The 24792-nt window shown below is 58.9% G+C and carries 20 protein-coding genes, 1 tRNA gene and 1 pseudogene; 11 read left to right on the top strand and 11 right to left on the bottom strand.

All coding sequences use genetic code 11. The features are described 5' to 3' along the window. Positions 1-161 precede the first annotated feature (161 nt). The 3 genes from QWU43_RS04185 to QWU43_RS04175 all read right to left on the bottom strand — a co-directional run bounded on the left by QWU43_RS04185 (position 162) and on the right by QWU43_RS04175 (position 1945). Positions 162-238: transfer RNA gene (locus QWU43_RS04185), tRNA-Pro, on the bottom strand. A 119-nt stretch (positions 239-357) separates the two neighbouring features. Continuing rightward, on the bottom strand, positions 358-753 hold the full coding sequence (locus tag QWU43_RS04180) for a YchJ family protein (RefSeq protein WP_370917183.1): 396 nt from the start codon (positions 751-753) through the stop codon (positions 358-360). A 1-nt stretch (position 754) separates the two neighbouring features. After that, entirely contained in the window at positions 755-1945 is a 1191-nt protein-coding gene (locus tag QWU43_RS04175; RefSeq protein ID WP_370914244.1) for an alpha/beta fold hydrolase, read from the bottom strand. A 226-nt stretch (positions 1946-2171) separates the two neighbouring features. Here QWU43_RS04175 and secA2 point away from each other — a divergent pair, with 226 nt between their 5' ends. The 5 genes from secA2 to QWU43_RS04150 all read left to right on the top strand — a co-directional run bounded on the left by secA2 (position 2172) and on the right by QWU43_RS04150 (position 7411). Then, positions 2172-4466: an accessory Sec system translocase SecA2 gene (gene secA2, locus QWU43_RS04170; protein WP_370917182.1), complete on the top strand. Its 2295-nt coding sequence runs from the start codon at positions 2172-2174 to the stop codon at positions 4464-4466. Between the two features lie 144 nt (positions 4467-4610). Beyond that, positions 4611-5057: an oxoglutarate dehydrogenase inhibitor Odhl gene (odhI, locus tag QWU43_RS04165; protein ID WP_370914242.1), complete on the top strand. Its 447-nt coding sequence runs from the start codon at positions 4611-4613 to the stop codon at positions 5055-5057. Between the two features lie 108 nt (positions 5058-5165). Further along, positions 5166-5909: a MerR family transcriptional regulator gene (locus QWU43_RS04160; RefSeq protein WP_370914241.1), complete on the top strand. Its 744-nt coding sequence runs from the start codon at positions 5166-5168 to the stop codon at positions 5907-5909. A 69-nt stretch (positions 5910-5978) separates the two neighbouring features. After that, entirely contained in the window at positions 5979-6749 is a 771-nt protein-coding gene (locus tag QWU43_RS04155) for a bifunctional nuclease family protein (protein ID WP_370917181.1), read from the top strand. 110 nt (positions 6750-6859) lie between these two features. Beyond that, positions 6860-7411 (top strand): MerR family transcriptional regulator, encoded by a 552-nt coding sequence (locus QWU43_RS04150; protein ID WP_370914239.1) that lies wholly within the window; start codon positions 6860-6862, stop codon positions 7409-7411. Between the two features lie 126 nt (positions 7412-7537). Here the strand turns inward: QWU43_RS04150 and QWU43_RS04145 are convergent, their stop codons facing one another. From QWU43_RS04145 to gndA, 6 genes are all read right to left on the bottom strand, one after another. Then, positions 7538-9010 carry a vWA domain-containing protein gene (locus tag QWU43_RS04145; protein WP_370917180.1) on the bottom strand — a complete coding sequence of 491 codons (1473 nt, stop codon included), beginning with the start codon at positions 9008-9010 and terminating at the stop codon, positions 7538-7540. A 74-nt stretch (positions 9011-9084) separates the two neighbouring features. After that, positions 9085-9945 (bottom strand): 3-methyladenine DNA glycosylase, encoded by an 861-nt coding sequence (locus tag QWU43_RS04140; protein ID WP_370917179.1) that lies wholly within the window; start codon positions 9943-9945, stop codon positions 9085-9087. Positions 9946-9950: 5 nt separating this feature from the next. Beyond that, the gene (locus tag QWU43_RS04135; protein ID WP_370914236.1) at positions 9951-11012 is read right to left on the bottom strand and encodes a hemolysin family protein; all 1062 of its coding nucleotides are present in this window, start codon (positions 11010-11012) and stop codon (positions 9951-9953) included. After that, positions 11009-12388 (bottom strand): hemolysin family protein, encoded by a 1380-nt coding sequence (locus tag QWU43_RS04130; RefSeq protein WP_370917178.1) that lies wholly within the window; start codon positions 12386-12388, stop codon positions 11009-11011. Before QWU43_RS04130 ends, QWU43_RS04135 begins: the two co-directional genes overlap by 4 nt. A 30-nt stretch (positions 12389-12418) precedes the next feature. Further along, positions 12419-13825: a DEAD/DEAH box helicase gene (locus QWU43_RS04125; protein ID WP_370917177.1), complete on the bottom strand. Its 1407-nt coding sequence runs from the start codon at positions 13823-13825 to the stop codon at positions 12419-12421. Further along, positions 13826-15277, bottom strand: coding sequence for an NADP-dependent phosphogluconate dehydrogenase (gene gndA, locus QWU43_RS04120; RefSeq protein ID WP_370914233.1), 1452 nt, complete (start codon positions 15275-15277; stop codon positions 13826-13828). 143 nt (positions 15278-15420) lie between these two features. Between gndA and QWU43_RS04115 the strand changes: the two genes are divergently transcribed. From QWU43_RS04115 to QWU43_RS04100, 4 genes are all read left to right on the top strand, one after another. Next, complete coding sequence (locus QWU43_RS04115) at positions 15421-15885, top strand: hypothetical protein (RefSeq protein ID WP_370917176.1); 465 nt, start codon at positions 15421-15423, stop codon at positions 15883-15885. A gap of 67 nt (positions 15886-15952) precedes the next feature. Further along, positions 15953-16405: a PaaI family thioesterase gene (locus QWU43_RS04110; RefSeq protein ID WP_370917175.1), complete on the top strand. Its 453-nt coding sequence runs from the start codon at positions 15953-15955 to the stop codon at positions 16403-16405. Between the two features lie 87 nt (positions 16406-16492). Continuing rightward, complete coding sequence (locus QWU43_RS04105; protein ID WP_370917174.1) at positions 16493-17035, top strand: isochorismatase family cysteine hydrolase; 543 nt, start codon at positions 16493-16495, stop codon at positions 17033-17035. Then, entirely contained in the window at positions 17032-18285 is a 1254-nt protein-coding gene (locus QWU43_RS04100; protein WP_370917173.1) for a hypothetical protein, read from the top strand. The genes QWU43_RS04105 and QWU43_RS04100 overlap by 4 nt, the downstream gene beginning before the upstream one ends. Before the next feature lie 297 nt (positions 18286-18582). On the opposite strand, the pseudogene QWU43_RS04095 reads toward QWU43_RS04100, so the two are convergent. After that, a pseudogene (locus QWU43_RS04095) lies at positions 18583-20882 on the bottom strand (bifunctional hydroxymethylpyrimidine kinase/phosphomethylpyrimidine kinase). 165 nt (positions 20883-21047) lie between these two features. On the opposite strand from QWU43_RS04095, the gene QWU43_RS04090 reads away from it, so the two are divergent. Continuing rightward, a complete protein-coding gene (locus QWU43_RS04090; protein WP_370917172.1) occupies positions 21048-21659 on the top strand; it encodes a class I SAM-dependent methyltransferase in 612 nt (203 codons plus the stop codon). Positions 21660-21800: 141 nt separating this feature from the next. Here QWU43_RS04090 and QWU43_RS04085 read toward each other — a convergent pair whose 3' ends face one another. Then, positions 21801-23213 (bottom strand): NAD(P)/FAD-dependent oxidoreductase, encoded by a 1413-nt coding sequence (locus QWU43_RS04085; protein WP_370914229.1) that lies wholly within the window; start codon positions 23211-23213, stop codon positions 21801-21803. A 230-nt stretch (positions 23214-23443) separates the two neighbouring features. On the opposite strand from QWU43_RS04085, the gene QWU43_RS04080 reads away from it, so the two are divergent. Continuing rightward, positions 23444-24784, top strand: coding sequence for a class I SAM-dependent methyltransferase (locus QWU43_RS04080; RefSeq protein ID WP_370917208.1), 1341 nt, complete (start codon positions 23444-23446; stop codon positions 24782-24784). The last annotated feature ends 8 nt before the right edge of the window (positions 24785-24792 follow it).

The raw sequence follows: 24792 nt of genomic DNA, 5'->3' as shown, positions 1-24792 counted from the left end.
ATGGATCGATGGGGCTTCTGGGTAGTGGATCTGGGTCATTTTACCGGTGGCTGGGGTGGGAAAATTGTCGGACGGTGTGGGGTATGGAACACCGCTACACTGGCCACATGAAGAGGAAGTAAAAATGAAGGGCCGATGTTTGAAAACATCGGCCCTTCATTTGGTCGGACTGACAGGATTTGAACCTGCGACCCCTTGACCCCCAGTCAAGTGCGCTACCAAGCTGCGCCACAGTCCGCTGTTGTTTCCGATATCTACCGGAGCAACTGCCATAGATTACAACAATATCCGGGGATAGCGCCAATCCGCAGGCCACGATAGGAAAAATCGGGCTAGATGATGAGCCCGAAGTCACCATCAGTCGCCAACGTAGAACCACCGTCCACTGACACGGACGAAGATGGACTTCTCCTCCAATGAGCCCGATCTGCCGTCAATGCTCCGGTAATACGCCGTGAAGTGCACGTACCCCGTCTGATCGAATGGTCCACCACCGGCCGTGTCATGGATGACGAGACGGAGAAAGTTCGTGCTGTCATCCATGACCAGGCCATCCGGGCGGGTATCCGGATGCCAGGACGACAGCAGATACGGAACATCTCCGATACAGAATGCTGAGTATCGAGAACGCATCAGAGCTTCCGCAGTCGGAGCCTTCCGGTGACCGGTGAGAATCGGCGCGCAGCAGTTTCCGTATGTATCCCCGCTGCCACATGGGCACCTGTCAGTAGCGTCGAGAACAGAGTGCAGCACCTCAGTTGTCTCCGTCGATCAGTTCAGACGATGCGGTGATGATCCGTTCGATCACGCTCGTCCGTGCCGCTGAGAGAAGTTCGTTGCGCTGTTCGTCGTCAAGGTCGCCGATAAGTTCGATCCGGCGACGTAGAACCGTGGACTCGTCATCGGAGCCGACAACTCGGGACACCGTCACCTTCACATCATCCAGACCATGGATCCGAGCTTCCTTGGCTGCGATCCGGACGCACTGGGATGTCGCGGACGCAAGTGAGGCGATGAGCAGTGCGGTGGGCGAGAGCCCGAGGTTCCGCCCACCCAGGGAACGTTCCCTGTCAGTGGTGATCGTCTCGTGCTCGATACGAACCAGGTCGGTGAACTTCCCTGCAGGGATGGACCGTGCTTCGGCCACTCCCTCCGGCATGACATCGGTATCCCCATCTCCGGATTCACCACTGAGATAGGGATCGGCCCAGGTCCGGATCAGGTTCGCGGCCCGTTGCGCGACACCCGGTCGGGTGCAGAGGTGGTCGGCTTTGTCGAGGGCGATCAGTGACTTCGGGTAACGGGACAACTGGAAGATCTTCTGGGCGTTGTCGATTCCCACAGTCTGATCCGTCGGTGCGTGGAGGAGAAGAAGTGGGCGACGCAGGCGGCCTAGATATTCCTCGGGATTGATCTCTGCGAGGTCCTCGAGATAACCACGGGAGATGGTCAACTCGCGGCCGCCGAGGGTCAGAGTGACTGCTCCGGCAGCATCGACCTCGCTGATCCGGTCCGCAAAGTGGAGGACGGAGTGTGCCGGATCAAATGGTGCTCCGATGGTTGCGACAGCGCGCAGTTTAGGCATCTGTGCACCTGCCTTCAATGCTGCCGCACCGCCGAGTGAATGTCCGATGAGTAGTTGTGGTGCAGAGTGGTTCTCATCCAGCCAACGGTAGGCTGCGACGAGATCTGCGACATTCGAGGAGAATGATGTCTCTGCGAAACTCCCCTCAGACTGCCCGAGACCGGGAAAATCGAAACGGAGACACGCGATACCCTGTTCCGCCAGGGTCTTGCACACCCTGGATGCGGCCGGAGTAAATCGTGAACCCGTGAAGCAGTGGGAGAACATCGCCCACGCTGTCGGCGGGGTATCGGGAAGGTCGAGAGTTCCGGCCATCATCTGTCCGGAACTGCCGGGCAGCTTCACGCTGACGGAATGCACGGGTGCTCGCTTTCGGTTGCTGTGTGTAGCTGGGATTTCCGTGGCCTGATTCAGCCGTCGCCCAGTGTCAGGGCCACTCTATTCCAGAGGACGATGCTCCGCTAAGTAGTGGTCGGATCTCGTGTGGGGCGTGTGTTGGTTAAGGTCGTGGTAGCTACTAGTACGACAGTGAGCAGTCCCTGAAGAGTGACCGCTGTCCCCATCGACGAGTCAAAGGATGTCCCACGTGGCAGGATTCAACTGGTTCTGGAAGGCTATGGGCGGCCAACAGAGCCGTAACCAGAAACGGAGCCGTGCGATCGTCGACAAGGCGCGGGCGATCAATGAGGAGCTGGAGATCCTCGATGATGCCGCACTCGCTGACAGAGCGCGTGATCTGACAGATGGTGGTGCCATCAAGGATCCTGCCGCTCTTCTCGCGGTGCTCGGTGTGGCCGCCGGGAGAACTCTGGGAATGACTCCGTTCGCAGTGCAATCCCAGGCGACGCTTCGGTTGCTGGAAGGAGATGTCGTCCACATGGCGACGGGAGAGGGGAAGACTCTCGTCGGTGCAATGGCTGCGACAGGTTTCGCATTGACCGGAAAGAGTGTGCACTGTATCACCGTGAACGATTATTTGGCGAAGCGAGATGCGGACTGGATGTCTCCGCTGGTCGAGTTCTTTGGGCTGACCGCCGGTGCGATCTCGGAGAAACTGGATACGGAGGAACGACGCGAGATTTACGCTCGGGATATTGTCTATGGTCCGGTCAATGAGATCGGGTTCGATGTGCTAAGGGACCAGATGATCACGGATCGCTCTCAGGCCGTACAGCGGGGGGCTGATGTGGCAATTGTCGACGAGGCTGACTCTGTGTTGGTCGACGAGGCGCTCGTTCCGCTCGTCCTGGCAGGCAGTGAGCCCGGTCGCGCACCACGCGGCCGGATCACCGAAGTCGTCCGGACACTGGACCCGGGTACCGATTACAGCCCTGATGACGAACGACGCAATGTGTTCCTCACCGATGAAGGCGCGGCTAAGGTGGAGCACGCCCTCGGAATCAGCTCGCTCTACGACGATGAGCATGTGGGAACCACGCTCGTGCAGGTCAATCTCGCTCTACATGCGCGGGAACTACTAATACGGGACGTGCACTACATCGTCCGTGACGGAAAGGTCGCCCTGATCGACGCTTCTCGCGGCCGGGTCGCGGATCTCCAACGCTGGCCGGACGGCCTACAGGCCGCAGTGGAGGCGAAGGAAGGCCTCGTCGTCACTGAGGGAGGTCGGATTCTGGACACGATCACACTTCAGGCGTTGATGGGGCGTTACCCGACGGTCTGTGGGATGACCGGAACCGCCGTGGAGGCCACCGATCAACTTCGTCAGTTCTATGATCTGCGGGTATCGGTGATCGAACGGAACCGAGAACTGAGACGATTCGACCAGGCTGATCGGATATTCGCGACGCTCACGGAGAAGAACGACGCCATCGTGGAGGAGATTCGTGGTATTCACGAGACGGGTCAACCGGTTCTCGTCGGTACCCAGGACGTCGCAGAATCCGAGGAACTCGCTGCTAGATTGCGGGAACACGACATCGAGGTTTCGGTACTCAACGCGAAGAATGACGCGGAGGAGGCACGTATCATCGCCGAGGCCGGCGATCTCGGTAGAGTGACCGTTTCCACACAGATGGCTGGTCGTGGGACCGATATCCGACTCGGTGGCGCCGACGAAGCAGATCGTGAGTGTGTCGCCGAGCTTGGGGGCCTAGCCGTCATCGGTACCTCCCGCCACCGTACGTCTCGCCTCGATAACCAGTTGCGTGGTCGCGGCGGACGGCAGGGGGATCCCGGATTCAGTTTATTCTTTGTCTCTCTCGAAGATGATGTCGTTACCACCGGTGGTGCGGGGGAGGAAGTCACTGCAACACCTGATGCGAACGGGGAGATCGATTCGAAGCGTATCCGGGACTTCGTCGAGCACTGTCAGCGCGTCACCGAGGGCCAGTTGCTCGAGATCCACTCCCAGACCTGGAAATACAACAAACTGATCGCGGACCAACGAGAGATCATCGACGGCCGACGTGCTGAGATCCTGGATACTGCGGCAGCTTGGGACTCCCTGTCACAGCGGGCGCCTGACCGCGCTGCGGAGCTCGTGAAGAAACTGCCCTCGGAGGTGCTGGTGACGGCTGCTCGGGAGATCATGCTTTACCATCTCGATAGCGCGTGGTCGGAACATCTGGCGTTACTTGATGACATCAGAGAGTCAATTCACCTCAGGGCGATAGCACGGGAGACACCCATCGACGAATTTCACCGGATTGCGGTGAGTGAATTCAAGGAACTGGCGCAACGTGCGATGGCTGATGCCGTGGACACCTTCCGGAGCATCCGGATCGATGTGGACGGCGCGCATCTGAAGGATCAGGGACTGATGCGTCCTTCAGCGACATGGACCTACATGGTCAACGACAATCCTCTGTCGGGTGCAGGTAACTCGGTTATGGGGTCCATCACCTCGATGTTCCGGTGAGTGGGTCGGGTCGCGTGATAACCGCACGCCAGAGGGGGTGCAGGCCAGGGGGTGCAGGGCTGAGCCACCGGAGACGCCCGGTACCCGCTATGATGAGAGTCAACGCTAGTTTTTTGTGATTTAACGTCGATCCGGAGGTTTTACATGAGCGACAACACCGGCTTTCCCGAGGCACAGGCCGAAACCACCTCGGTATTCCGCGCTGACCTGCTCAAAGAGATGGAATCCGGCGCGGCTGCCGGATCTCCCGCGAACACCACCGGGATAACCGGGACGGAGAACCTGCCTGCAGGTGCTGCGCTTCTGGTGGTCAAGAGAGGACCGAATGCCGGTTCCCGTTTTTTGCTTGATCAGCCGACCACGACAGTCGGTCGTCATCCCGAAAGCGATATTTTTCTCGATGACGTGACAGTTTCCCGTCGCCACGCTGAGTTTCGAGCCGCCGATCAACGTTTCGAGGTCGTCGATGTCGGCAGTTTGAACGGAACATACGTCAACCGTGAGCCGAAGAACTCTGAAGTTCTCTCCAGTGGTGATGAAGTCCAGATCGGAAAATTCCGTCTGGTTTTCCTTGCCGGGCCGACGAAGTAGCCCGCACACGGACACACCACCGAGGATGCCGTCTCCCGTGGAAATTCTGCGGGAGGCATTCCCAGATTTCCCGATAACCCGATCCGACGAATCCGAGTGACCACGCACGTGACTGCCCTAAGAAAGACCGCAGGCGACAACGCCCCGGGTACCCGTTCCTCGAAGCCCACCAAAACCATGTCCATTGGGGTGGTTCTGGATCATCTGCGCACCGAATTTCCTGATGTGACGGTGTCCAAGATCCGGTTTCTGGAGTCCGAGGGCCTGATCACCCCTCAGCGGACGGCGTCCGGGTACCGCCGTTTCACGGAGAGTGATGTGGAACGGCTGCGCTACATTCTGGTTACGCAGCGGGATAATTATTTACCGCTCAAGGTTATCCGTGAGCAGTTGGAGGCCATGGACTCGGGTGCCGTCACCGCGATCCTCACCACATCTGAAGCAGCTCCTCTGATCAGCCCGGAGAACTTTCGTGCACCAGTTCTCACCCGGCTGACCGCAACTGACGTTGCGTCCCAGGCCAGTGTTGAGGAGCATTTCGTCACCGAATTGGCGGGTGCTGGTCTGATCCGGACGGATGAATCCGGTTTCTTTACCGCAGATGATGTCCGAATCGTGCACACAGCTAGTGCACTCGGCGAATTTGGTTTTGATGTCCGCCATCTGAAGAGCCTACGAACCACAGCGAACCGTCAGGCTGGTCTCATCGGCCAGGTCGCCGCACCAGTGGCAAAATCGAAAGGTGAGGGTGCTCGTCAGCGAGCTGAGGAGCTTTCCCAGCAAATGACCGCTCTCGTCGTCTCCCTCCATGCGTCACTGGTGAAGAACGCCCTGCGCGACGAACTTGGCTGAGAGACTGGTGTTGTCCGACTTCCAGGTAGAAGCCATATCGCCGTCCGTAGAAAGGTCATGAGGTATTCGATGAACGAGGATGAGCCGGTCGAGGTCACGTACCGTGGCGTTTATGTCGCCGGGCCGGAGAGCTTTACCTGCATGGTTCTCGACTGGCCTGGTACCGGACGGGTACTTCCCATTTGGATAGATACAGCGCAGGCCGTGACACTGAAAGCTCTGGCGGAGGGAACCTCTCAACGACGTCCTGGTGCTCACGAGATCATTGAGTCGTTGTTGACCGGTTTTGGTGGAGGACAACCCCACATCCAGATCAGTAGCTGTTGGCAGGGAGTCTTCAACGCTGAAATTCACACGGGGCTTGATCATCCGGATGCGGAGTACGCGATGGTCGATGCAAGAGCTTCGGACGGTGTCTTGCTGGCGTTGACTGCCGGTTACCCCATTCTCGTCAACCGCTCCGTCCTCGTCTCCCAATCCGTGTATCTCGGCGATGCATCGCCGGAATCGCTGTTTGACGGATCTATGGACTTCTCTTCGGCGAGCGGCGATCTTCCTACTGCGGAGGTTGTTTCCGCGTCCGGAGACGCCGCAGCGGATGCGGATTTCGAACAGCTCATGGAATCCCTCGGGGTGTTCGAAGCTGATCTCCTGGGGGCGGTATCGTCGGCAGACGATACGGATTCGGGTTCGTCCGGGGGCGGAACCGGGGGTGAAACTGGAAGCTCATCGAGTGTGCTTGATCGGGAACAGGGCGGGGTCGACAACACGGTGAATGACAGTGATGTTACTGGTGATGGCCGTGATGGGGATGGTGGCAATGATGACCCCAATACTTAAATCTAAAGTTGAGGTTTAAGTTACCGGCGTGTCGCCGCAGTGCTCCTTGACGCTGAACTAGTCTTACCGAAGAATGAGCTGCAGGAAGCTAGATCACACAGGAGAGATTCATGAGCAATACCACCCGCCCCGTTCAGGAGACACTGTTTGATTTGGGGCCCGATAAGGAAGTCGGATACCGGGTTCCTACGGCCTGTCAGGTAGCGAACATCACGTACCGTCAGCTCGACTACTGGGCTCGGACGGATCTGGTCGTTCCCTCGATTCGCTCTGCTCGGGGATCCGGATCGCAGCGGCTCTACTCCTTCAAAGACATCCTCGTACTGAAGATCGTCAAGGGGTTGCTTGATACGGGTATCTCACTCCAGAATATTCGTCAGGCTGTGGAGAAATTGCGTGATCTTGGTGTCGAGGATCTCGCCACGATTACTCTGGTATCCGACGGAACCACGGTATACGAGTGCCGTTCGGCAGAAGAGGTCATTGACCTTCTCGGTGGTGGGCAGGGTGTGTTTGGCATCGCTGTCCCCGGGATCATGAAAGAACTCACCGGAAGTATCTCCGCTTTCCCCCACGAGCGTGTCAATCAGGATTCCGATACTGCGATGATCGTGGCTGAAGATGAGCTAGCTGCGCGTCGCCGTCGTCGTAACGCCTCTTAAAGCTGTTCCCACCCGCATGCGTTTTGCGGCGGACCCGGACTCTAAACCACCCCAGGATTTCTCTCCTTCCGGGGTGGTTTTTGTGTACTGGGGTTGCAAGACGTACTGAAGAGCGGGGCCGTTCGATCAGGGGCGCTCCACGCCGAAAGCGTTCTGAAGGTGCTCGGCGATGGATGCGACCGTCATTTCGGAGACGAAGTTGTTCCCTCCGCGGGATGTCGCCCATTCTGCGAGAATCGGATCCACGGGGCCGGTACCGACGTGTACCACCTCCGGGGTGACCAGATCAGAGGTTCGTGTGCTGAGTGAAGTACGGAAAGCGCCATCGCTGATGTCATCCACAGAACCGGAAGTGATGATGATGAAGCGGACCGGGCCACCGGTTTCGCGGGCATGCTCTGACACCGCGTCAAGGGCAGCCGGAACCGCTTCCCTCGTTAGAGGAACACCACCCGTTCCAAACCCCTTGACCGCCTGTGCTGCATTGATACCGGCTGAATCATCAAGGAAGCTGATATTGTCCCGCCAGCCTTTCGTCACGCCGGGTGACAAGGGCGACGAGTAGTTCCACAGTGCAACCCGGCCTCCGGCACGTCCGACAGAAAGAATTAGGGGATCAAGGAGCCGTGCAACTTCGCCTGCTATCCGGTGACCATCGAGGAGTTCGTCCATATTGCCTGAAGTGTCCAGAAGTACGAGTGTGTCGGCACCGGAGTCCACCGAACCCCGAGATTCCTCCGGTACTGTCGCGAAGCGTTCACTGATGACTTCTGCTGTGGTGAGCAGTTGTCGCTGCCGTTCTGTTGGCTGGGTCTGTTCGACATGTTCCGCAGCGTATCTGGCGAAGTCTGCCGCAGCCCTCGCCTGTTCCTCGTTCACCCGATCCGTGGCGGTCAGTGGAACAGCGACCGTGCTGATGGGGAGATCGTCAGGTGAGTAAAAGAAATAGCCTTCCGGGGTTAAGTCCTCCGTGACGGCAAGAAGTGGAGTACCGTCCGCCACAGCCTCTTCAACGCTGAGCGGGTGATCGTTGCGGAGGAGCTCGACCCCTTTGTCGGCGTCTCCGCCAGACAACGCGGAGGCCATGACGGCCCGGGCGTAAGGGTCAGTCCCGGTCGGGATCACGATGCCTTGTGTCGCCAGTTCATTCCAGTTTTCACCGGTGACGGCGATGTCACCGGTGTGTGCGACACCGATTGCCTGGGTGAACACGATCGGCCATGTGTCAGAGGCCGGAGAACGATCCACCGCGTTGAGCGCGGCACGGGTGACGGACTCTGGGCTGGATGTAAGAGTTAGGGCGGCATCAGTCTCCATCGGGACGATCTGGGGATCTATGCAGTAGTCCCGCACGACTGGAGCAGAGTTTCGGTAGTTGGAGAGTAGTTCGTCGACATGAGGGGAGGGCTCCGCTTGGATCGGAAGCGTGAGTGTGCCGTTCAGACAGGGAGGGGAGGAAGTCACATGGCTGCGATGGGTCTCGGTCCGCATGCCCATCCACCACATGATGACGCCGACAATCACCCCGACGCTGATCAATCCGATAATGAGTTCTCGGGACAGCCGCCAGTTATCATGTCCGTCTGCGTGTCGTCCCATGTCGTTCTCCTGACTGTTTTCTCTCCCGCCTTCTCCTCTGAGTAGCACGGGTCAACATCTTGACCGGAAGGCATCTACAGAGCAACTCTACTTGCTGCATCAATGAGATTGATCAATCTACGGCGAAGAGGTGCTGCGCGTCGGGAGAGGTCGCGTTGCCGGTTGATGTAGGTACGCTTTCCTTCGGTGGTTTCGATCGGTACCACACCGAAACCGAGACCCCGAACATCGTAGGGTGATGCCTCCATATCCAGGACACGGGCTGCACGGGCCAGCGCGAAGCAGTCGAGAAACAGATCTCCGGGTACGAGTGGAACGAGTTTACTCGCCCACTTGTACAGGTCCATCGTGGCGTGGACGCACCCGTGTTGTTCCTTTCGGAGCTGTCCCTCCCTACTCAGCGGGGTGATGTTCAGGGGCCGGGCAGGTTTGGTGAAGAAGCGGAATGCATCGTAGTGGGTGCACCGGATCTGGTGCTTCTCGACGACAGAGTTGGTGCCACTTTGTCCCAGCCGGAGTGGCAGATCGTGACGGGGGGTTTCAGTCCGGTAGACCATTGCCCATTCATGTAACCCCAGGCAGTCAAAGTGTGCCGTATTTTCTTCGGTGGAAGAGAGAAGCTCACGGATGTAGTGGAAGGATCTACTCCGCCGATCCCACAGTCCGGTGATGTCGACACCTGTAGATCCATCGACGGTGGTTTCGTAATCGCGCCATTCACTATGAGGGCAGTCACCGGTGAGCCTCACTCCCGCACCGGGATGCCACCTGGCGAGTTGAGCGGGCGTCACAGGGTAGTAGTCGAAGAGAAAATCCCAGACGGGATGCTTCTCACCGCGGCTACGCCGTCTCAGGTGGTCGGCGGTGAAGTCGTGGGCGCGTTCTGCGTGAGCGGATGCGAGGGGAAGCCACTGATCTGGCGTCAGGATCTCCATGCGCATCATGCCTCTTCGTGGGTCCAGTCTCGGACCGTACCAACGAATTCTTCGATGAGATCCTCCAGGGTGACGATGCCGATGAGTTCACCGCGCTCATCACGAACCTGGGCCATATGTGCGGAGCGTCGTCGCATCAGCCGCATCGTGTCGTCGAGGGTTCCTGCAGCCTCGACAGTGATGAGTGGCCGTAGTTCGGACTGTTTCACGACGTCTTTGAGCGTCGCGGTGGGAGAGACCATCCGATCGAGAATATCCTTGACATGTATGTATCCGACGTAGTTCCCGGCAACTCCGGTAATCGGGAAACGGGAGTATCCGGTCTCACTGACTGCATGCTCCACTGCACCCAAGGTGGGGCCCTTCGCCCCGAAGTCGAGGGTGTGGACATTCGGACACGCGATGAGAACTTCTCTGATCGTCCGGTTGTCAGATTTTAATGCCTTGTTGAGGCGGGCATGTTCCTCGGCGTCGAGTAGACCCTCGGAACGGGATTCGGTAATCATCGTTGCCAGCTGCTGTGGCCCAACCGAGGTATCCATTTCTTCGCGCTGCTCGATGCCGAACATTTTCAGGGTCACTCCGGCGAACCAGTTCATCGCCACGATAACCGGGCGGGTGACCTTGACGAATAACATGTGGGGTGGGACCAGAACCATTGCGACGGACTCGGGCCCGGCGAGTGCGATGTTCTTCGGAACCATCTCACCCAGCACGATGTGAAGATAGGTGACGATTCCGAGTGCGACGGCGAACGCGACCGGGTGTAGAAGATTGTCCGGTAGACCCAAGAGGTGTGCAGGCCCCTCGATGAGGTGTGCGATTGCCGGTTCCGCAACTTTACCGAGAAGAAGGGAAGCGATGGTAATGCCGAATTGAGCACCAGCGAGCATCATCGACAGTCGCTCCGAAGCCCACAGAACGGACCGAGCGCGTGTCTTTCCCTGTGCTATCAGGGAGTCGAGCCGATCACGGCGGGATGAAATCAGGGAAAACTCGGCGCCGACGAAGAATGCGTTGATCGCGAGGAGAACGACAGCGAATAAGACCGCTGAATAGTCACTCATGCGTACTGCTCCGCTTCTTCGTCGGTGATGGGGGTGAGGTAGACGCGTTCTACGCGTCGTTCATCCATGACTGTGACCCGGGCGATCCAACGCCCACGGATGCCGGATTCGAATTCGTCCATCGAATCCCTCCCTGTCTGGGGGAGCAAGACGATGTCCCCGGCACGGGGGATTTGTCCGAGCGTTGCCATGATGAGACCGCCGAGGGTTTCGTAGGGTCCATCCGGGGCGAAGTAGCCGGTCTTCTCCGGAAGGTCATCGACGCGGACGAGTCCCGAAACATCCCAGTTAGCTCCGTTCTGGACGTAGTCGCGCTCGGCGTCGGCATCGTCATGTTCGTCGTACACCTCGCCGAGAATTTCCTCGACGACGTCCTCGATCGTGACGATTCCTGCGGTTCCACCGTATTCGTCCGCTACGAGTACAACCTGGGAACCTGCAGAACGTACAGCGTCGAGTACTGCGTCGCCATCGAGACTTGCGGGAATGACGGGGATAGGGCGTGCGAGAGTTCGTAAGCTGGTTCTGGCACGGTTCTCTCGAGGTACCGCGAAAGCCTCTTTCACATGGACGACACCCACCGTCGCGTCAAGGTCTCCATCCGTTACTGGAAAACGGGAGTGACCGGTGGACAGAGCGAGATTGAGTAGATCCTCGACGGTGTCATCGACATCGAGATCCTCGATAGTGGAACGTGGGGTCATAAACTCTTCAGCGGTTGCCTCTCCAAACTTGAGGCTTCTGTCCAGCATGATGGCTTTCGACTTGTCCAGACCACCGTGTTTCGCGGAATTCCGGACGAGAGCACCGAGTTCCTGGGCACTACGTGCGGATGCCAGCTCATCTGCGGGTTCGATGCCCATCCGACGCACCAGCCAGTTCGCGGTTGAGTTCAGGGATTTGATGAACCACCTGAATATCTTGTTGAAGATGCGGACGGGGCCGACCGTGATTCTCGCCGCCATGAGGGGGTCGGTGATCGCCAGGTTTTTGGGCACGAGCTCGCCGTAGACCATCGACAGCAGCGTTGCCGCGACCATCGCCAGAACGAGTGCTATGGGCCGCGCGGCCGCCTCGCTCAGACCGAAGAGCTCAAGAAGCGGATCAAAGAACTGCGCCAGCACCGGTTCCGCGAGATAACCCGTTGCGAGGGTGGTGATCGTGATACCGAGCTGCGCACCCGACAGCTCGAAGGAGAGATCGTTGTGCGCTTTCTGAATGTGTTTCGCCCGGGCATCGCCCTTGTTCGCCACATGGTTCTCGATGCTGGATCGTTCCAAGCCGGTGAGTGCGAATTCGATGGCGACGAAGAATCCGGTCCCGACGGTCAGGGCGATGAACCCGATCAGGGCGAGAATGCTGAGGAGTATGTCCATGAGCCAATCGTATGGGTGGAGGGGACGCGGTCAGCGGCGGCGTCGGCGACGCGGAGTACCATCTGCACCGGGTTCCGGCCGGGGTTTGCGGTCGACGGTGCGTTCAGCGCTGGGGGAGACCTTACCGCGTGCCTGGCCGGTTCCCCTAGCTGCCGCTGAGTCTCCGGAGGGGCGTGCGGAGCGTCGACGCTTGGGAGGGACACCTCTGGCGCCTCCACGGCCCTGACTCCGGGACTGCTGTTGCTTGGCCCCCGGATTCGTGAGGGGCTGACCTGACGGAGGCCGAGCACCTGTGATGGTTGCGAGTTCGGGGGACGTCGGAGTCACTCTGATTTCATCGGCGGTGACTCCGGCTTTCTTGAACAAGGTGCGGATTTCGGCGACCTGCTCGTCAGTGACCAACGTGACGACGGTCCCTTTCTCTCCGGCGCGGGCGGTACGTCCGGCACGGTGGAGATAAGCCTTGTGTTCGGCTGGAGGATCAATATGGACAACAAGGGACACATCGTTGATGTCGATTCCACGGGCTGCGATATCCGTGGCTACGAGAACCGGGATCGTTCCGTCAGCGAAACCCGCGAGAGCGTTGGCTCGGGTGTTCTGTCCTTTGTCTCCGTGTAGACCGACGGCATTGATACCGACGCGACGGAATTTTTTCACCTGCCTGTCGACACCGTGTTTGGTGCGCATGAACATGATGGTGCGCCCGGCGCGGGCGGCGATCTCGGCGGCGACCTCACTGCGATTGTCGCGGTCGCCGACAAGAAGGCGGTGGTGGGACATGGTGTCGACGGAGGCGCCGACGGGCGCGGTGGAATGCGTCACCGGGTCGTGGAGATAGCGTTTGACAAGCTTTGTCACGTCACCGTCCAGCGTCGCGGAGAAGAGAAGTCGCTGTCCACTTTCCGGGGTGAGATCCATGAGCTTGCGGACCTGCGGGAGAAACCCCATGTCGGCCATCTGATCAGCTTCGTCGAGGGCGGTGATTTCGACATCCTGGAAGGACAGGATTTTTTGGTTGATCAGGTCCTGGGCGCGTCCCGGTGTCGCGACGAGGAGGTCGACGGGACGGGCGAGTGCGCTGATGTTGCGTTTGATGTTCACTCCGCCGACGACCTCGAGAACACGGAGACCGAGTGCTTGCGCCGGAGCGTCGAGACGCTCTCTGACCTGGGCCGCGAGTTCCCGGGTAGGGACGAGGACCAGGGCGCGGGGACGTCCTGGCTTGGAGGATCCGGACCCAGCTAAGCGGGTGAGCATGGGGAGACCGAAGGTGAAGGTCTTACCCGAGCCGGTCGGCCCACGGCCGAGAACATCCCGCCCGCTCAGTGCGTCCGGGATGGCCGCAGCCTGGATGGGGAAGGGTTCGGTTATGCCCTGTCGCTTCAGTTCATGAACGACGGGTGTGGGCAGACCGAGATCGGAAAAAGTTGTCATTTAGTCTTGGACCTCTGACCTGTCTCCGGACCACAACGTGTGGAAGTGTCCGGGACGGTCGGTTCTTTCATAGGTGTGGGCACCGAAGTAGTCTCGTTGCCCTTGGATGAGAGCTGCAGGGAGCCGCTCTGCACGGAGACTGTCATAGTAGGACAGAGAAGATGCAAATACCGGGACCGGCAACCCCTGGCGAGTTGCAGTGATGACAACCCGGCGCCATGAATCGACAAGATCCACCATCTCACCGGTGAAGTAGGAATCGAGCAGCAGGGACTCGATCTCCGGGTCAGCGTCGTATGCGTCCCGAATACGATTGAGGAACGTGGCTCGAATGATACAGCCGCCGCGCCATATCGTCGCCAGATCGCGGGGGTCAACGTTCCAACCGTGCTCCTGCGATCCCGCGCGGATCTCATCGAAACCCTGTGCATAAGCCACAAGCTTGGAAGCATAGAGCGCCCGTCGGACGTCCTCCACGAAGCGTTCCCGCTCATCGGCGGAGACCGGTCCCGCAACGGTCCCCGAAGGGAGAACCCCTGCTGTCGCTGCACGCTGGGAACGTGCACCGGACAGCGCTCGTGCGAACACGGCCTCGCCGATAGCGGTCACGGGGATTCCGAGGTCGAGAGCTGCCTTGACGGTCCAGCGACCGGTCCCCTTCTGGCCCGCAGCGTCGACGATGACGTCGATCAACGGGCTGCCGGTCTCCGCGTCGACCTGATCGAGTACCTCAGCGGTGATTTCCACCAGGTAGGAATTGAGGTCACCTGTATTCCATTCCCGGAATACTCCAGCAATCTCCTTCGGCTTCATGCCCGCCGAATAGCGGAGGAGGTGGTAAGCCTCGCCGATGACCTGCATGTCGGCGTACTCGATACCATTGTGGACCATTTTGACGAAGTGGCCTGCGCCATCTGGGCCGATATGGGTGCAGCACGGCGTGTCGTCGACCTGTGCCGCGATGGATTCGAGGAGAGGCCCGAGATGTTCATAGGATTCGGCGGGGCCACCGGGCATGATGGCTGGGCCGTTCAGTGCACCTTCTTCGCCGCCGGAGATACCGGCACCCACGAAGTGCAGACCACGGGCCCGCATCTCCGACTCACGGCGGATCGTGTCGGTGTAGAGGCTGTTGCCCCCGTCAATAATGATGTCACCCTCATCCATGGCGTCAGCGAGTTGGCTGATGACGGCATCCGTGGCGGTACCGGCTTGAACCATGATGAGAGCTCGGCGGGGGCGCTGGAGTGAGGCGACGAAATCCTCGATCGTCTTCGCGGGGAGAAAGGTACCCTCGTCCCCGTGTTCGGCGATGAGAGTATCGGTGCGCTCGGGGCTGCGGTTGTACACCGCGACCGTGTGTCCGTGGCGGGCGAAGTTCCGGGCGATGTTGGATCCCATCACAGCAAGTCCGACAACGCCGATCTGGGCGAGGTGCTTCTGGTCAGTCATGTCTCCACATGGTACCCGCTCATGGTGTCCGACCGGGCACTGGAGGTCTGCTAACTGGGTGAAAGCCCCAGATGTGACACCTCACGCTTCGTGCCCCCTGTCACGTTTCCACGCCAAGCGGTGGAGATGATTAAGGTTGAAGTATGGATCCCAGTAGCCTCAATCTCAGCCAACTCTTCGCACTCGCCGCCGATCGCCCGCTGCACATGCGTGAACTCGCCCGCTTCGCCGACCTGAACGACGGAGTCGACCGGCTGCTCGGTCTCAGGTATCTGGAGATCACCCCGGACGAGGTTCGGGCAGAAATGCACATCAGCTCAGATCACCTCGATTGCGGAGGTAGCTCGGTGTCCCGTGCGGTGTGCCTGGCTGTCGCGGAATCCGTCGGAAGTGTAACCGCCGCCGTAGCTGCACGGGGGAAGCCGTTTACGGTAGCCCACGTTTCCGGTGAGTTCTGCCGGAACATCGCCGCAGGGGTTATCGAGATCACTGGCACCCTCATCAACGACGGTCCGGTCGCGCTCGTGGACGTCAGCGTGACGAACCGTGGCGAACTTATTCTCCGCAGTACACAGCGTTCCGTGCGGGTGGCGCCCACCGCCCATTAACCATGCTCGGTAGTTCGGACCGCGATCGCACCTGGACGGAAGTACTTCGGAAACTATGCTGTTCAGCATGGAAACAGCGGAGCCGACACTTGCCGAACTGATCATGCGTGCCACGGACCGTGACCTGACACCTGGAGAGATCGCGGACGTCAACCACTACAACAAAGGGGCTGATCGGCACCTGGGTACCCGGTACACCCGAATCGGACCAACTGGTGTGCGTGCGCGTCTTAAAGTCGGTCCCGAACATCTGCAACCCTTTGGCCTCGTCAATGGAGGTGTATTTGCACTGCTCGCAGAATCCACGGGTTCAATCATGGCGATTATCGCGGCGAAGGCTGTCGCAGTCGGAGTCAACAACAACACGGACTTCCTCAGATCCGTGACGTCCGGAGTGATTGAGGTCGAGGCAGTTCCCGTCCATGTCGGCGGTACGACTCAGGTCGTTGACATCACGATGAAGAACAACGGCCAGGTTGTGGCGAAGAGCCGCCTGCGGACGTTGTGTCTCCGATCGTAACGTTAGTCGGTCTGTTGCTAGGTTGAACGAATCATCGGGTGGGTGGTTAGACTTGGGGTAAGACTAAAAAAATAGGAGATCCGCGTGATGACAGAGCCTCGTCCATCCGAAACCTGCTTAGTTATTGTTGACGTACAAGCCGGATTTATATCTGAGTATACGAAACGTTGCCTTCCATGGATCCATGAGTTGGTTAAAGATCCTCGGTTCGCGTTTAAAATAGCTACCCGTTTCGCAAATGCCCCGGGTTCTCTTTATCGGACGCGAATTGGTTGGAACCGGCTTTCCACCCCCGAGGAGATAGCGCTTGATCCTGTGGTTGAATCCAATGTGGATGCCGTGGTTGACAAGGAAACCTATGGATGTGCTGAGGAAATCGACGATCTGCTCAAAGCCCGGGGGATCGGTCAGGTACTGCTTGTGGGAATAGATACCGATGTCTGTGTTCTCCACAATGCGGCGCAGTTATTTGACCGTGGGTATCCTACCTGGGTTGATATTAGGGGATGTGCCACAGGGGGCGGGTATCAGGCGGATAGTGCAGCAGTTCCACTCCTCCGCCGGACGATCGGAGGTGATCAGGTGATTGGCTGCACCGTTGATGGTAACCGAGAGCAGGATCCCTGGTGAACCCTTCGGTTCCAACCTTGGAGTGGTGGGAATTTGCTCCCGTGGATCTGGGTGCTCCAATCGAGTCCAAACGGATACAGGACGCGCTGCAGAGGTGCGTGGAGCGTGCTGGTTGGCAAGTATTGGAAAATGACCGCGGGGAATGGTCTGTCGGTATGGACAGTATCAATCAGATTATTCCGCATTGCATCGGGCGGTGGCGACTCCGTGGTGTTGAGCTATATGTTCCTCGTTCAGGGTTTGCTGTCATACGGTACCGAATGGCCTGCAAGCAGGTTAAAGAAGATACACTCGCTCCCACCGTAGCGGGCATTCTATTGAAGCGTGTCGAGGAACATGCAAACATCCATGCGGAAGGAGTTTTCCTCGAACATGAGGAACATGAGGATGTTGATTCAACGGTCCGTATGCTCAGGGATATGTTGCACTCGTGCGCTGGACTCAACTATCGGCTCAACGGCTCTGAACCTATCCATACTTACGCCGTTTCTTGTTTTAGTCTTGTAGGGATGGAGAAATCGTGGCGAGATATCGATCAATGTCTCGCCGCCCTACAGTGGCCTAGAAAAGTCGGATGTACAACATCGGTAGATCCATCCGAGTTACCGTATCCGGAGGAACTGTCGGGATGTATACGCCGATTGCAACTATCTGATGGCGTCGTTTTTCGGGAGGACCTGGATAGAAGGATAGAGATCCGTGCTACGTGGTCTTCTGTGGTGGGTATTGAATACACCGGTACGTCATATGTACTACTTCGTGAGTTGATCAGTTGTTGCGAATATCGTGTTCAGTCAACCTGGCTCGCTGCTCATCAGATCGCTGAAGCCGCATGGAGTGTTAAAAACAGTGGTGGTCGTTTCAAGTCTCCAGCGCATGTCGCGTTCATTGCTTCAGATTTTCACCGCCTGGTTTCTGGTTATCGGGGGAGGATAGGTACAGATTCTCCGGATAGAGAGACCAGGGCACTTTTAGCTGTGGCGCGTAGTAGCGAAGTTGACTTCGAGATTGAACAGGCTGAAGCCGCGATTGAGGCACTTCAACATTATTCTAATTTGATTCAGGAGAAAAATTCTCGAAGGGGGAGGCTATTGCTCGAAAGTTTGGCCCTCATTTTTGCTGCTTCGGGCCTGGCGGGATTGCTTTTTCCACTACCTATTACAAGGGGGGTCATCTTCGCTGAGCCATACTTGTTTGGGGGATGGTTGATGGTAATTTTTATTGGGATATGGGCGGTTTGGCGTAATTAGCGGCGACAATCTGTGGTCGAATTCTCTTTATTCCACTCCTAACAGTAGATTTCGAAGCTAATGCATAATGGGGTAGAGGCAGTCAAGATAGGGCGATGTACCCGTCCATGTCGTTATATACGTATGCGGTGACATGGGGACTTTGGAGAGTTCCTGGAGCGAAGCTAACTATTGGGTAGGTTGTTGTTTCTCTGACGCAAGTTTTGTTTTTAGCGAATCATGAGTTTCATGAGCATGCCTGATTATTCGAAGTCGATTCAGCAAGCGTCCGATGACTGGGTATATTGAACGGAGGATCTACATTCTGAACCTGTCCGCCTGATCGAAGAACTCTCGTTCGTGGACACACGCGCTGAGGTAGGCTCGTGCAGCCAGAGCCCGCTGCTGTGGGGATGCCGCTGCGAGTGCTCGTTCGACACGCTCCACCGCAGACTTTGTTTCGGCGATAAACTCATCTGCCGCGTATTCCTCCAACCATGCCCGATATGGATGTTCGGCGTGGTTGTGTTCGGACAGTGTGAGTCCGATTTCCACGTACAACCAGAAGCAGGGGAGTACTGCAGCGGCGCCGATCACATAATCTTCGCCGAGTGTGCTGGCGCGGAGAAAATCAGTGTAAGCGGTGGTCACCGGTGATGGTCCGCCGATTCGTTCCCGATGTGTTAACCAGGACCGATGTAGTTCAGCCTCTCCCAGGATGCAGCCCACCGCGTTTTGTGCCCACCCGATACGGTCCTCGGTGTTCGGGGCTTTGACGGCGAGCGCAGCGAGTGCTCGTGAGTATTCGTCGAGGTAGTGGGCGTCCTGATCGAGGTAGAACGTGAATGTGTCTTCCTGGAGCGTTCCGTTACGCAGGCCACTGATCAGGGAGAGCTCCATGATCTCGGTCCAGACGTCTGCGGTTGCAGCCCAGAGCGCAGCGGTCCAAGGTCCGGCGGGGGCAACATGGGGGGTAGGTGCGGTTCTTTTCGACGGAACGACCAGGAAATCTGGGGAATCAGCCGTTGGAAGCGGACCTGTGAGATGCTTCCAGGGGGTGGTGTCGGCGGCGCGGGCCAGCCGTCGGGCGCGGTGTCCGTGATCAATGGGACCGTGTCCCCCTCCGACCTCGAGACGGTGCGCGTGTAATATCGCTTCGTTCAGCCAGCTCGTCACCCACTCCAGTGCCGTGCCCGGGTCTCCGTCGGAGACGAGGCGTGTTGCTAGAGCTGAGGAGAGGGAGCATCCAGTTCCGTGTGTACAGGTCGTTTCGTGACGGGGTGCGGACACCGGGTGCACCTGTCCGTCAGGAGTGACGAGAGCATTGCCCGCATCCTTTCCGTTCAGGTGTCCGGCCTTGACTACGATGGAGGTTTTCGTCGCAGCGGCGAGTCCACGTGCCTGGTTGACCGCGCCGACAAAATCCGTCGCAGGTTTTTCTCGGCACAGGATTGCGAGTTCGGGGATGTTTGGGGTCACAATGTCGACGTCGCGTATGAATTCACGGAGTGCATCCTCGGCGTTGGAGCTTAGGAGCCGGTCCCCCGAGGTCGCGACCATGACAGGATCCAGAACGATCCACCGGGGACGATGTGCCTCCAGATACCGCTGTACCGCAGTGACCGTGGCGGTGTCTCCGAGCATTCCGATCTTCACGGCATCGACCTGCACATCGTCGAACACAGCGTCGAGTTGGGCGTGCAGAAAATCTAGCGGCGGGGTGTACACCTCGCGCACCTCGCGGGTGTTCTGTGCGACGAGTGATGTGGTGACCGCCATTCCGTAGCCTCCGGCGGCGGTGATTGACTTCAGGTCCGCGTGAATGCCTGCACCACCACTTGGGTCTGTGCCGGCGATGGACAGGATTCGGGGGACTGCTGGGGTCACTTCTTCTCCTAATTTGTTAGCTCTGAATGGATGGCCGAGGGCCGGAATCGGGTGAGGAGTTGACGGGCGGTGTCGCGTGGTGCCGAAGAGGTCATCAAGGCTGAAGAAACGCAGATACCGTCCACCGCGGTTACCCCCAGCTCCTGTACGTTGTCGACGGAAATTCCCCCTACGGCGACACTCGTGACACCGGCTTTGAGTGCAAGCCGTGCGATCTCGTCCACTCCTTTTGTTCCTAGCGGAGGAACCTGTCGGCGCCTCGATTTGTTCGACCAGACTGGACCGATGCCGATCACGTCGGGGAGTCTGACTCCCTGATCTGTGCATGCGGTGAGAAGATCCGTCAGATAATCGGGTTCGTCCACCGACACACCGATCATCAATTCACCGGGCATCCTGCGACGTGCCTCAAGGTAGTCGATGTCATCCCTGCCGATGTGAAGGTGGAATCCGTGCCGGAGCGCTACCCGGAAACGATCGTTGACGAATACAGGGACCCTGAATGGGGTGTGAGGGCCCGGCTCCGCGACGGTGCGGGACACCGCACCACGGATGCGTAGTGCCTGTTCCGCGAACACAGCATCGCTGGCAGTCTTGTCCCTAACCTGGATCACCGTTGCACCGCCCCGGACGGATTCGGTAACCACCTCGGAGACATGCTCGGCCGATGTGGTGCCACCGGGATCAGCGATCAGATAGAGACCCCAATGGGTGTCAATGTGATCAGGCACTGCTACTCCTCGTTATCCCTGGGAACCGTAGTCAGGTGGCCGGATCCCGATGACAGATGACTGTTTTGCCGAGGGTAACACGAGTCCCATTTGTTCGAGTTAGGATCACCTTCTTTCCGGCGAGTTACCCGGTTCTTAGATGCTGTGGTCGGTAGCGTGGACCCCATGCCGACGTGGAAAGAAGTTCTCGCAGCGAATCCCGATCATTCCGAACAGTATGCAGCTCGGTGGCGTACATTTGCCGCCCAGGGCCGCGACCTTGATGGCGAAGCCCGACTACTCGATGCACTAGCACGACGACGGGGGGCGCGAATCCTTGATGCGGGCTGTGGCACAGGCAGGGTCGGGGGCGTACTGGCTACTCGGGGGCATCAGGTCACCGGCGTCGACCTCGATCCGGTTCTGATCAGTCACGCCAGGGCCGATTTCCCCGATTGTCGCTGGGAGGTTGGCGATCTCACTGTCGGAGAGATCCCGGGGAGGGACTACGACCTGATTGTCTCCGCTGGAAACGTAATGACATTTCTGCCTGTAGACGGCAGGGTATCGGCGTTACGGTATCTTGCGGGGGTGCTCGCTGAGAACGGGCGAATGGTGATCGGTTTCGGTGCCGGTCGGGGCTATGGATTCGATGAATTCATTGACGATACGGTCGAAGCAGGGCTTCAACCACAGCACCGGTGGTCGACCTGGGAAGCTGACCCCTTCACCCCGGAATCGGATTTCCAGGTTGCCGTTCTCGTCCACGGTAGGCCGCCCGCGGAGTCTCTCCGATAGGGGCGAGGCAGGGCGTCGGAAGTTGACGCATTCTCCGGCGCTGAGAGGGGCACGGAAAACGGGAGTGGCCCACCGAAAACCTCGGCGGGCCACTCCCGGGATCATGGGCGATCATCGAAAATCGCCCTAACAGGGGTGCGCTCAGGCATCCTCGGTTTTTCCGGAGAAACGGGTGGTGTCCTTGACCTCGATGAGGTCATCACCTTCGCCGGCGAGGTCTCGCAGTTTCGAGAGAGCTGTGCGGGCGTGCATCTGCTGCCGGGTGGTAGCCAACTGCCAGCGATTCCTCGACAGGACATTCAACCCCCATGCGATGGCTGCAACGAAACGGTTGCGGAAGCCGACCAGGAACATTACGTGGACGGCGAGCCAGAGTAACCAGGCGAAGAAGCCGGTGAATTCGACCTTGCCGATCTTTACGACAGCGGAGAAACGAGACACCGTCGCCATCGATCCCTTGTCGTGGTACTCGAAGGGCTCACGCTCGGAGGCGGGGACACCGTCGATGGAACGGATGATCTGCTCGGCGGCATACTCGCCTGCCTGAATGGCGACCTGTGCGACACCCGGCAGTTTGTTCAGCGACATCATGTCGCCGACGATGAAGACGTTGTCGTGCTTTCCGACGGAGCAGTCCGGGTTCACGGGGACACGGCCTGCACGGTCGGCCTCGACACCGCACTGGTCTGCGACAAGTTTGCCCAGCGGGGAAGCCTGAACACCGGCAGACCAGATCTTACAGAATGCTGGGATCGTCTCGACGGAGTCATCGACCATGGACTTGTAGGTGACGGCAGTCTCGTCGACGTTCGTGACCATCGCATTCAGCTTCACTGTGACGCCGAGCTTTTCCAGCCGACGTTGTGCACTCCTGCCTAGGCGCTTACCGAAGGGGGGGAGGACCTGGGGCGCACCATCGAGGAGCACGATCTTTGCGGCAGCAGGATTGATATTAGAGTATTCGCCTTTGAGGGTGCGGTGCGCCATCTCCGCCAACTGGCCGGCGAGCTCCACGCCTGTGGGACCGGCGCCGACGATGACGAAGGTTAGCAGGCGATCACGCTCAGCCGGGTCGGTGCACAATTCGGCGCGTTCGAACGCGCCGATAATACGGGCACGGAGTTCCAGCGCATCGTCAATGGACTTCATGCCCGGCGCGTATTCGGCGAAATGATCGTTGCCAAAGTACGACTGACTCGACCCAGCGGCGACGATCAGAGAGTCGTAGGAGAACGTCCGGCTGAAATCACCGAGCTGTGCTGAGACCTGCTTTTCATCGACATCAATGTCGGTGACCTCGGCCTTGACTACGTGGACGTTGTCCTGGCTCTTGAGGATCTGGCGGGTGGACGGAGCGATCTCACCGGAGGAGAGGATACCTGTTGCCACCTGATAGAGCAGAGGCTGGAAGAGGTGGTGGTTGGTGCGATCGATCAGGGTTACGTCGACGTCGGCGTCCGCGAGTTTCTGGACGGCGAACAGGCCACCGAAACCCGAGCCGATGACGACGACGTGATGGCGGCCGCCTTCGGGACGGAAAGGCTTGTCAGTCATATAGGTGTTGTCTCCTGGATGAGGATCTGGTGCCGCGGGAACAGCCGCAGGCGGTACGGGGACTCATCGTAGTACGTTGTCGGATGAATCACATCACCCCGGCTCCTCATGCGCTGTCTACCGGTGGCGCAGGCAGTGACGGGATACTATCGATGTACGTTCATGAGGCGCTCCACCCGGCGCTTGCTGCACACCTAACCGCCCCACAGAAAACGGAAGTAACCAGCCCCATGCGTGGCCCGACATCCGGGGGATACACCCCTGCCCATCTCGCCCATGTCAACGCCGACCGGTGGCCAGGCGTCGCTATTATGCCTGACAACAGGCTGCTTCGTTACCGGGCACGGGCCGCTGAATCGCGTTTTGCTGCCGCTTGCGATATGGCCGGGATCAGCCTCGACCCGGATTCTCCGGGAGGTGCGGATCTTACGGTCGAACACGAAGAGCTTTTTCTGCGGCTGGCGGACAGTGGTTGGTTGGGACTTGCAGAAGGCTACATGGCTGGGGAATGGCGAAGCCGTGACCTCGTTTCCAGCCTTGCGGGGCTTCTGGAATCCGGTTTCGCACCTCGTGGTCGGCTGCGTTCAGGGGCCCCAGTGTCTCTCAAAATCGGCGGGTACGCGGGTGGGGAACTCCCCAGTGATCTGGTACGGCTCTTTTCCGGGGACGGGATGTCTGCTTTCGGTGCGCGATTTGCTTCCGGGGTTCCGACGACGGTGCGTACCTCGGTCCCGAGCTTTGTGCGGGGAGCAGGCAGGGGAAGTGAACCATCGGGCCACTTCGTAGATATCACGACTCTCGCGCCACCTGTCGCTGTCGAACGGGCGGATCTCGGTGCAGCGCAACAGCGGGCCGCTGAGTCGCTGCTTGATGCGGCGAGAGTTCGCAAGGGAACGGATCTGGTCGAGTTTCCGTGTGGTGGCGGTACCGTCGCGCTCGCCGCTGCACGCCGCGGTGCCACCGTCGACTGTCTGACGGCAGACCCCGGCCTGGCTGAGAGTGTCCTCCTGCTCCTCGATGAAGATCCGGATGGAGGGCGGGTACACGTGGCGGTTACCAAGAACCCGATTCCCACGCGCCTGGACTGGGGCGGCAGATATGATTCCCTGGTGAGTGTGGAGAAACTGGAGGTTCTCGGGGCGACGGAGCGGACACACTACCTGCACTCCCTGGAACGGATGCTCACTCCGGGAGGATACGCTGCGTTGCAGAGCGTTGTCGCTACGGAGAAGATGGGGCGTACCGGTCGGGATGCCCTGTCGGTAGGCCGAGCCTACATTTGGCCTTCACTGGATCATGTCATGGTGGAGGAGATCCACCGGGAGATCGACAGAATGACGAGGCTCCGAATCGTCGCTGAGGCGCATTTCGGGTCCCATTACGAGACAACTCTGCGTCTGCAACGGGAGGTGTTTGCCGCAAACGAGAGGAACGCCGCGGCAGCGGGATTTGATGTCGTGTTTCGACGTCTGTGGGATTACCAGTTGGCACTGATGGAGGCGATGTTCCGACTGGGGTGGTTGGATGCGGTTCAGGTGACCGTGACAGGGCGATACCACCGCTTCCGTTGAGGGTTATC

Source organism: Corynebacterium sp. CCM 9204 (assembly GCF_041357695.1).
Taxonomy (GTDB): Bacteria; Actinomycetota; Actinomycetes; order Mycobacteriales; family Mycobacteriaceae; genus Corynebacterium.
The sequence above is the reverse complement of the archived record's forward strand: the minus strand, read 5'-3'. Positions and strand labels throughout refer to the sequence as shown.

Coding starts and splice junctions, on each gene's coding strand:
- QWU43_RS04150 (WP_370914239.1), top strand. CDS start 6,860: ATGAGCAATACCACCCGCCCCGTTCAGGAGACACTGTTTGATTTGGGG.
- QWU43_RS04090 (WP_370917172.1), top strand. CDS start 21,048: ATGCCGACGTGGAAAGAAGTTCTCGCAGCGAATCCCGATCATTCCGAA.
- odhI (WP_370914242.1), top strand. CDS start 4,611: ATGAGCGACAACACCGGCTTTCCCGAGGCACAGGCCGAAACCACCTCG.
- QWU43_RS04145 (WP_370917180.1), bottom strand. CDS start 9,010: ATGGGACGACACGCAGACGGACATGATAACTGGCGGCTGTCCCGAGAA.
- gndA (WP_370914233.1), bottom strand. CDS start 15,277: ATGACTGACCAGAAGCACCTCGCCCAGATCGGCGTTGTCGGACTTGCT.
- QWU43_RS04125 (WP_370917177.1), bottom strand. CDS start 13,825: ATGACAACTTTTTCCGATCTCGGTCTGCCCACACCCGTCGTTCATGAA.
- QWU43_RS04135 (WP_370914236.1), bottom strand. CDS start 11,012: ATGAGTGACTATTCAGCGGTCTTATTCGCTGTCGTTCTCCTCGCGATC.
- QWU43_RS04105 (WP_370917174.1), top strand. CDS start 16,493: ATGACAGAGCCTCGTCCATCCGAAACCTGCTTAGTTATTGTTGACGTA.
- QWU43_RS04140 (WP_370917179.1), bottom strand. CDS start 9,945: ATGGAGATCCTGACGCCAGATCAGTGGCTTCCCCTCGCATCCGCTCAC.
- QWU43_RS04115 (WP_370917176.1), top strand. CDS start 15,421: ATGGATCCCAGTAGCCTCAATCTCAGCCAACTCTTCGCACTCGCCGCC.
- QWU43_RS04110 (WP_370917175.1), top strand. CDS start 15,953: ATGGAAACAGCGGAGCCGACACTTGCCGAACTGATCATGCGTGCCACG.
- QWU43_RS04155 (WP_370917181.1), top strand. CDS start 5,979: ATGAACGAGGATGAGCCGGTCGAGGTCACGTACCGTGGCGTTTATGTC.
- QWU43_RS04080 (WP_370917208.1), top strand. CDS start 23,444: ATGCGTGGCCCGACATCCGGGGGATACACCCCTGCCCATCTCGCCCAT.
- QWU43_RS04130 (WP_370917178.1), bottom strand. CDS start 12,388: ATGGACATACTCCTCAGCATTCTCGCCCTGATCGGGTTCATCGCCCTG.
- QWU43_RS04085 (WP_370914229.1), bottom strand. CDS start 23,213: ATGACTGACAAGCCTTTCCGTCCCGAAGGCGGCCGCCATCACGTCGTC.